This is a genomic window from Helicobacter suis, assembly GCF_902196125.1.
In the GTDB taxonomy this organism is placed as follows: domain Bacteria; phylum Campylobacterota; class Campylobacteria; order Campylobacterales; family Helicobacteraceae; genus Helicobacter; species Helicobacter suis_B.
This window is the reverse complement of sequence record NZ_CABIKG010000027.1, coordinates 1-7,864: the sequence shown is the minus strand read 5'-3', so window position 1 is coordinate 7,864 and position 7,864 is coordinate 1. Positions and strand designations below refer to the sequence as shown.

Annotated in this window: 5 protein-coding genes and 1 pseudogene; 5 read left to right on the top strand and 1 reads right to left on the bottom strand. The window is 36.3% G+C overall.

What is annotated here, in order from left to right:
- The first annotated feature begins 137 nt into the window (after nt 1–137).
- From G6Q00_RS07905 to G6Q00_RS07885, 5 genes are all read left to right on the top strand, one after another.
- Nucleotides 138–1,367: a glycosyltransferase family 9 protein gene (locus tag G6Q00_RS07905; RefSeq protein WP_163532708.1), complete on the top strand. Its 1,230-nt coding sequence runs from the start codon at nt 138–140 to the stop codon at nt 1,365–1,367.
- 1,171 nt (nt 1,368–2,538) lie between these two features.
- Complete coding sequence (locus tag G6Q00_RS07900; RefSeq protein WP_163532707.1) at nt 2,539–2,817, top strand: DUF262 domain-containing protein; 279 nt, start codon at nt 2,539–2,541, stop codon at nt 2,815–2,817.
- A 55-nt stretch (nt 2,818–2,872) separates the two neighbouring features.
- Nucleotides 2,873–4,543 (top strand): DUF1524 domain-containing protein, encoded by a 1,671-nt coding sequence (locus tag G6Q00_RS07895; RefSeq protein ID WP_163532706.1) that lies wholly within the window; start codon nt 2,873–2,875, stop codon nt 4,541–4,543.
- Between the two features lie 2 nt (nt 4,544–4,545).
- Entirely contained in the window at nt 4,546–5,922 is a 1,377-nt protein-coding gene (locus G6Q00_RS07890) for a DUF262 domain-containing protein (RefSeq protein ID WP_163532705.1), read from the top strand.
- A gap of 26 nt (nt 5,923–5,948) precedes the next feature.
- A complete protein-coding gene (locus G6Q00_RS07885; protein ID WP_163532704.1) occupies nt 5,949–6,836 on the top strand; it encodes a hypothetical protein in 888 nt (295 codons plus the stop codon).
- Nucleotides 6,837–7,455: 619 nt separating this feature from the next.
- On the opposite strand, the pseudogene G6Q00_RS07880 reads toward G6Q00_RS07885, so the two are convergent.
- Nucleotides 7,456–7,864: pseudogene (locus tag G6Q00_RS07880) on the bottom strand (hypothetical protein); the annotation flags it as partial.

Genomic DNA, 7,864 nt, shown 5'->3' with positions numbered 1-7,864 from the left:
GGTGAACCTGCGGTTGGATCACCTCCTTTCTTAGAGAAATGCCCTTGCATTTGGTTGCAAGGGCCACAGGCTCAAGGCTCTCTTGCTTAGGTGTTGGAGGCGGGATTGGGGGCAAATGTTAAGGGTTGTTAGGAAGTATGCTGTTTTTATCTCATGATCATGTAGATAAACTTAAGAAACAATGCCGCTCTTTCCTACTCTCTATCGCAGGTTATCCGCTTTTCTTTTTAAGTTTTCTAGTGGTTAAAATGGCGCGTAAACACAGAGCCACCCCCTCTTGCAAAACCCTTTTAGTGATTAGACTTGATAACCTGGGCGATTATTGTCTGTTTAGAAATTTTTTACAACCTTTGCGCGAGACTTACACAGACTATGAAATCACCTTTGTGTGCAACGCAGCCTATTATGAGATAGTGCAGGCTTGCGATGCAGCTTATTTAGATCACATCATTCCAATAGATATATCTAGGTGGCATTCTTATATCTATGGCTTCTTCTACCATCTTAAAATACTCTACCAGCTCTCATGTAAAAGCTATACAACCATTTTAGTCCCCTTGCGCAGACGCAGTATTTGGGCAGATGACTATTTAGCCCGGTTCCTCCCTGCTAGCCACAAAATTTGTGCACAAGAAGTACATCTCCCTCATGACCCCTATAACATGTTTAACGATCCGGCATTTTATACCACCATGATAGACACTTCGTATGCGCCTCTCTTTGAATTTGATCGCAATAAATATGTTTTTAGTCAGTTATTAGGAAAACCTCTTACAGAAGTTACCTATCATCTTGATCTGCCTTCTTTGCCAAAAGATTTCTCTCTCCGCCCTGAAAAGTATGGTGTTTTTATTTTAGGTGCCTCAAGTCCTCGTAGAAAATGGGCTTTAGCCTCTTGGATACAACTGGCTCAAAAGATAGACCCTTCTTTTAAAATTGTGCTGTGCGGTACTGCAGGTGAAATTTTGGAAGGCGCAAAGATTGAGCAATCCTGTTTACATGTGCTTAATTTAGTGCATAAAACTAGTTTATTAGAACTTATACATGTGCTTTCTCAGGCTGCTTTTATTGTATCTACAGAATCAGGTGTCCCCCATCTTGCAATGGCTCTAGGCTTGGGGCCTATTTTTGTCATCTCAAATGGCAATAGTCTTGGGCATTTTGTACCTTATCCTCAACATCTTACTAACACCGGTTACCATGTTATCTATCATCCAGAAATAGAAGCGCTTTTACAAACCCCACATGGCTTTGGTCGTTGCATGGAAGCTTATAAAGATAATAGACTAGACTTACGCACATACCATCCAGAGTTTGCTAAGAGGGTAGCAGAAAAGATGTCTCCTGATTTTATCCAAGATATTTAGTTTATCTGTGGATTTTCTGCCATTTTACTTATCCAAAGTTCATGTGCTCTAAAAATAAATCTTAAAGAGGCGTTTTTGGCCGCTTGTGGTGTGTGTTTAGGTGTTTTTCTTTGGATTATTTTATCGCTAAGCGGATTAAAAATGATTTTTGAGACTTTTCTTTAATGAGAATTTTACTCGCTCTTTTGGGCATGTTTTATTTGCTGTACCTATAGCTTGGTTTGCTTGTTTTTCTTTTGATTGTAGAAAGTTTTTTATATTTTCTCTGTATAGCCCTGTTTTTTTAAATCTAAAGACTAAAAACTTATATTTCAAACATTACAAAAAAGTATTCTTTGCGCCTTAATTTTTATAGGTCTTGCTTTCTATGTTTAAATTAGTCTTTATAGGGAGTTTTAGGGTTAAAATACCTATGGATTAAAACAAAAGATACTTTTTCTGCAAAGTATAAAAGTGGGTAGATATCTACCCGGTATCCAAATTTGGCAAAATCCCTAGTGGTTTTATATCATTGATAGGGATAAAATGAATACTCCTAGAATCTGAAAACTCACAAAGCTAGAACTAAAAAATGGTTAAAAAGATACTTATAAAGCCAAGCTAAAGTTTAATAGTCTTTTTAGTACAGTTTGCTCACTAAAAACGGGTGGATCGGCTCTCAGAGCTTTAGCTCTGTTATACAACACACAACTACCAATAATCAAGTTTAAAAAATTCAGTTGCTTACCCATTATACTAAAATTTAACAACAACACCTTAGAGCACATAAGATTGGCCAAGCCCCACTAGGATACTCTATGGACATGCGCCTGCATAATTGAGCTATAACCCCTTAGTTAGAAATAACGGTAAAAATAGCGCGAGGCAGAGCCTGCTCAATCACACAGCCAATAAAACACTTACATATTTTTTTGAATGTCTAGTAAAAGACTATTGTGGCAAAATAGACAACAAAAGTCTAGGATATAAGAGGGGTTAATTAGAGATTATGTTGTTCAAATATCCCATATCTAAAGCAACAGTACCTCCCAGAAGCGCGGAATAAAATTGATCTAAATTATCCATCACAAGACTTCAAATATAAGAGGCATTACACTCATAAACCTTAATTTTCTTAAGAATAAAAGTGTTATTCTGGCGCTTTCTAAACAATTCTCTAAGGAGGCTACAGATGAAAAAAATAGAAAATAATTCTTTGTGTCCTGTGGACGATCTTAAACACTGTATCTTTAAAATACCGGCCTACCAAAGAGGATATCGCTGGAGAGAAAAAGAAGTCAAAACTTTGCTTGAGGACATTACAGATTTTATTAAGGAAAAGACAGGTGAATATTACAGTCTACAGCCCTTAGTCGTTAAAAAGAACGAGGAAATAAAGGGTGAGGAAGTTTGGAATGTAATTGATGGACAGCAACGCTTGACAACTCTCTTTTTGATCGTTAAATATTAAGAACAGAGATTTATTTACAATCGAGTATGAGACAAGAAAGGGAAGTTTTGCATTTTTGCAGAATATTAAAGAGAGTTCACAACAAAAAGAAGGACTCAATATAGATTTTCACCACTTTCAAAAGGCTTATGAGGCCATTGAAAAATTCTTCAAAGATAAACAGGACGACCAGAAGGAAGAATTTTGTAATACCTTGCTTAATAAGTGCAAAGTGCTCTGGCATGAAAGTCAAGATGATGAAAAAGAAGTATTTAGACGCCTAAATAGTGGCAAGATACCCCTATTAGGGGCAGAAAAGATCAAAGCTCTTTTTTTAGCTAAAACAGAGCAAACAGAGGAGGAAGATGAGATCAAAGAGAGGGCAGAAGAATGGTATAAAGCTGAAAAAAGAGCTAGAGCAGAAAGGGACTTTATCTACTGTGTGTTAGAGCGCGTAGATCGAAGAGATGTCATAGAAGAACAGAAAGAATTTATTTTATCAGATGATATCCAGAGAATAGAGCCTTACCTCCGGGCTATTGTGCCATTTAGTAAGAGTGAAGATTATTTATTTGATCACTTTTATGAGTGTTACAAGAATAAAAAGATTCAAGCAGAATGGGATAAATTTAAAGAGGCGATCAATACTCTCTCTAGCTTTGCCTCAAGAGGAGAAGGGCCAGTAGATAGGAAAGTTTTTCATTACTTAGGGTTTTTGATCCAAGAAGGCAGTCGTATATACGATTTGTATCAAGAGTGGTTAAAGATAGGAGAGGAGGATAAGTTTGCAGACTATCTTTTTGAGCAAGTAAAAAAGAGCATCGGGTGCTATATGAATATAAGAGAGGATATAAAGGGAAAGGATAAAAGGAAAGAAATAGAGGAGCTAACATTCAACGAGGATAAAGAAGCCCTGCAGGCACTTCTTTTGCTCTTTAATTTGGAATATCTGATTAAAGATCAGTCTTCTAATGCCTATTTTGCATTCAATCGTTTTGTATTGGAACAATGGAGTTTAGAACACATTTATGCGCAAAAATCAGAAAGTGTAGTGTCAAAGAAAGAATTAAACATCTTAGCTGAACTGAGAAAATTTACAAAGAAGCGCAAGAGCAAGAAAGAGGAGGATAACATAGGAAAGGAGAGTATAGAAAAAATAAAAATTCAGTTGAAAGAATTGATCAAGAGTAGGGCAAGCAATGAACTCAAGGAAAAAATCAAGGGACTTTTAAAGGAAACAGAGAAGGGGGATTGGTTTTCTCAATTTAAAAGCTTATTTTTGCAAATTGAAGAAGAGTTTGTGCAAAAAACTAAAGATTGGTTAGAGCAAGTGCAAAAGCATCTTGAAGATAAAGATAAGCCACTCAAGATAAAAATCACAAAATCTTTAAGTAAAAAGGATCAAGATTTTTTTTCACATATAGAGACACAGGGGCTACTCAAAGAGATAGATGAGGCTTACACAGGAGATGATTCCCTGCACACCTTGCAAAATCTCACCCTGTTAGATAAAAGATCTAATAGTGCTATAGGCAATCTCATCTTTAGCAAAAAACAACAGAAAATTCAAGAGCTTGATGATCAAAAACGGCTTATCCCTATTTGTACACGGGAAGTGTTTAAAAAAGTCTTTTCTAAAAATAAGGACAAAAATAGCCCTATTTTCACTAAGAAAGATCAAGAAGAATATCTGAGCGCTATTAAAGAGTATCTAAAGAAATACGGCATTACAAGTCAAGAAGGATAGACATGGATTCCTATACTTTTTTAGATTTCTTAAACTTTGAATTTTTAAAGGAGTCTACAGATAATGTCCAGAAAATAGAGGTTCCCATGCTCCAAAGAGATTATGCGCAAGGGAGGCAATCTCAAGCAAGTATCGCAGATGCTTTTTTAGACGCACTCTTTGCTGTCTTGGAAGGTAGATCTGAAAAACTCCATCTCGATCTTATCTATGGTTACGAGGAAGATAAAACTTTCAAACTTATAGATGGACAACAACGCGTAACCACTCTATGGCTTTTGCACTTTCTCTTGTATAAAAGAGCTGGGCGACTGGATACAATCAAGGATAAACTCAAAAGATTTAGCTACAGCACCCGTACGAGTTCTAAAAATTTTTGTAAAGAACTTTTAGATAAAGAGGAGCGTTTTAAAACGGATGTCTCCCCTAGCCAAACAATCAAACAGGGAGGAACATTTGGAAAGAAAGAGGATTTAAACAACGATCCCACGATTAAGGCTATGGTTTTTATGCTTGATTACATCTATAAGCGCTTACAGGATAAAAATCTAGAGAGTTTGATCTCAAGATTAGAGAATATATCCTTAAGTGTTATCAATATGAAGAATTTTGGACTGGGTGAGGACCTTTACATTAAGATGAATGCCAGGGGCAAATTGCTAAGCAAATTTGAAAATCTCAAGGCGTTTGTAGAACAGGCAAATATCTCTGAAGAGCTACTTGTAGCTATAGACATAAAATGGAGTGATTATTTTTTTGACTCTAGGCATTCTGAAACTTTTGATGAACGCTTCTTCTTCTTTCTACACTATGCCAATGCCTTTTTTGCACTTAACTCTGAGGACACCAACGGAGTTAATAAAAACCAAGAAGGCCAAGAAAATATCAGAGAAATTTTAGATATAGACCGTGCCATTGGTAAATCCTATGGGTTTTTACAAAAAGAGGAAAATTTAAAACTGCTTGATTCAATGATTAATTGCTTACCAAAATGGCAAAACGAGGGGAAAAAGCTATGGTTTTTTAAAATTAAAGGACCTAAGTTTTTTAATCAAAAGTTAGAGAACAAGGAGGTGTGCTATTTCTTTGCACTTTTGTTTATAGTTAAAATCGGCATAAAAGATTGGGATTATATGCGCGTGTGTGGGCATTTTATAGAAAACCACCGCTTGGACAGGCTCGAAGATATTCAAGGATTTTTTAAAATTTTTAAAAAAATTTCTGAGGGGATTAGTGAAGGTGATAGTAAGGGTGGTTTTTACGGGTTTTTGTCTGAATCTGAGAGGACATCACAATTCCATGAAAAAGTCTACAATCTAGAAAAAAGAAAAGCCAAACTTATCTCTGCAAGTAGAGGTACAGAAGTTGGGAAGGGATTTTGAACCAAACAAGCGATCATAAATACTTAGTGGGCTATGTGGACTTTTTGCTAGATCTTAGCAAAATAGATGGCAGGGAAGATCTAGAAAAATTTAAAGACTACGCTAAATTGACCATGGATATCTTAGATACATTCTTTCTTAAGGGTGGAGAGGATGAGGAGGATAATTTAGCGCTGTTAGCACTATTCCAAAGGGCGTTTTTATGTTTTGGAGACTACAGTGTGGAAGCAACCAACCAATTTTTTGGTAACCGCTACAACATGGGAATGTTTAGATATAGAGAACTTATCTTTAAACTATTTGAAAACAAACCTGATAAAGGCAAGTTCTATTTCCAGAAGCTTTTGGATAATCTTCTAACCCTTCCCAAACAGCCATTGCAAGAAAAAATGAAATACATAGTTAAGAATTACATTGACCATCAGGGAGAAGAACTCTTAGACATTCCATGTCAGCTCCAAGAAAGGTCTTGGTGGGAGCAACTTTTGATTCAACAAGAAGATCTGTTTGCATTTATCAATAAGAGACAAGATAAAGAGTGTGGGAGAATTAAGATAGATCAAGACGACCGGGAAGTTTATCTTTTAGAGAGAAAAAATTTTTCTGTAGTAACATCTAGAGATCTTCTGGGTTATGCCTTGTATTGTTACTGCAAGCAAGAAAAGATCGAGGAATTGAGCTCAGAATATGAAAACGGCAAGGAATCGCGCCAATTTGCCATTAACGATTTTGCTATTTTTGCAGATAGTGAGGAGTCTGTGATCAAGATCGCAAAAACAAAATCAGAAGAACAAGAGAAAGACTCCGCCCAGAACGCCCCTACAGAATTAGAAGAACTTAAAATTAACCTCAATGGCAACATTCTTAAGGAATTTAAAGAAGTACTACCTAAAATCCTAAAAATCGTAGAATAAAGTAAAAGAGTAATCAAACAAGGATTTAAACCTCTAGGTGGTTTGCTTAGCGCATTTCTTCCTCTTCTTCCTCCTCACCTTTTTTATAGTATTCCTTTGAGTTTTGTGGGTCTTTTTACACACCAAGCCTTTTGCTATACATGCACCTTAAGCTGATATACGCTTTAGTATCCTCCATAGCTGCAACCTTTTTAAAGTATTTTAAAGTCTTTTTATAATCTTTTTTTCCAAAAATTTCCCTACAAATACAAATCCTCTAAGTCTTCATACCCTAGAGTAAAACCCCTATGCCAGCCTTTTATCATACTACATGGATTTGTGTGTATTTTACTTTATCTTACAACTATAATCCGGAACAAAGTGCACCAATATGTTATAACAACCCTCTTATTCTCCATAGCTGCAGTTTTTTGTGATATTGTGGGGTTGTGTAGCCTTTTACATGGGCTCTTGGTATTAGTGCCCATTGATAGACTATGCGGGGGGTGCATGCGGTGAGTAGGAGGGTTAGGGCGGTGGTATATTTAATGTTCATGTTTTAAGGGGTGTTGTGGTAATATCTCTTTGGAGTTTAGTAACAGAGTCTCGTTACTAGTAAAGCCTTTAGAGTGGATAATCTTTAAGGCTTCTCCTTCATTCTGTTATCTTGATAGGCGGTTACAATCCATCTATTTTTAGTTGGTTTGCCTTTCCAATTATTCTTAAGCCCCACTCTATACAGATGTTTACCTTGATCCCACATAATCGTAGCTCTTTGGTTTTCCTGCATAACTAGTTTTCCATTTTTTACTATTTCCTCTAACCCATTGCCTAATTTCTCATAAGCACTATTCCCCTCAAATAGGCTAAAGTCATTTAGGTGTTTTTCTACAATCTTACTTAGCCCATAACCTTGTAAATTACCCTTTTGATCTCTAATTTCCCCCCACACCAAATCTATATCGCCTAAATCCTCTCTATAAAACGCTCCGGCTACTTGTCCCTCTTTAGCCTCTAGTAGTTGAGCAATTGCGCCTTTTGGATCATGG

Excerpts from the sequence above, each read along its gene's own strand:
- G6Q00_RS07905 (WP_163532708.1), top strand. The coding sequence starts at position 138 with ATGCTGTTTTTATCTCATGATCATGTAGATAAACTTAAGAAACAATGC.
- G6Q00_RS07900 (WP_163532707.1), top strand. The coding sequence starts at position 2,539 with ATGAAAAAAATAGAAAATAATTCTTTGTGTCCTGTGGACGATCTTAAA.
- G6Q00_RS07890 (WP_163532705.1), top strand. The coding sequence starts at position 4,546 with ATGGATTCCTATACTTTTTTAGATTTCTTAAACTTTGAATTTTTAAAG.